An 834-nucleotide genomic window follows, 5' to 3' on the forward strand; every position below is an offset into this window, starting at 1 on the left:
GCGTCAAGGAGCGTGGGGGTTGGGGCCCCCGTGCGAAGCGCCGACCCGGAGTCAATGACACACGCGCGCAATCCCATCCACCGCATCCGCGGTGCACGGGAGGCGTGCGCGGGAAAAGCAGTCAACCGAAGGACATGAGGGGGCAGTCATGCAGGTCGGCCTGGAAGCAATCGGTGTCGCCGTTCCGGACACGTACGTGGAGCTGGCGGAGCTGGCGATGGCGCGTGGGGTCGCGCCCGGCAAGTACGTGGACGGCCTGGGCGTGACGCGCATGGGCGTGCCGCTGGTGGACGAGGACACGGTGACGCTCGCGGCCCGCGCGGCCCGGATGGCGCTGGAGTCGGCCCGCTGCTCGCCCGACGACATCGGCCTGTTGGTGGTGGGCACGGAGACGGCGGTGGACCACTCGAAGCCGGTGGCCTCCTACGTCCAGGGCCTCCTGGGTCTGTCCACGCGCTGCCGCATCTTCGAGACGAAGCACGCCTGCTACGGCGGCACCGCCGCGCTCCAGATGGCGCTGGACTGGGTGCGCTCCGGCAGCGCGAAGGGCCGCAAGGCGCTCATCGTGTGCTCGGACATCGCCCGCTACGGCGTGGGCACGCCGGGTGAGCCCACCCAGGGCGCGGGCGCGGTGGCGATGCTGGTGTCGGACCACCCCAGCCTCGTCGTCCTGGAGGAGGGCAAGACGGGCGTCTACTCCAAGGACGTGATGGATTTCTGGCGTCCGCTGTATTCGAAGGACGCGCTGGTGGACGGGCACTACTCGGTCCAGTGCTACCTGGACGCGCTGGAGGGGGCGTACCGGGCCTACCAGGAGGCCGCGGGGGACGTGGG

At 70.9% G+C, this 834-nt stretch carries 1 protein-coding gene; it reads left to right on the forward strand.

Features of this window, described 5'->3' with window-relative positions:
• Positions 1 to 148: 148 nt before the first annotated feature.
• Positions 149 to 834 (forward strand): hydroxymethylglutaryl-CoA synthase family protein (locus D7V88_RS41900; RefSeq protein WP_147449172.1); only part of this gene is annotated, 686 nt, incomplete at its 3' end.

Origin of the sequence: Corallococcus terminator (genome assembly GCF_003611635.1) — a bacterium.
GTDB lineage: Bacteria > Myxococcota > Myxococcia > Myxococcales > Myxococcaceae > Corallococcus > Corallococcus terminator.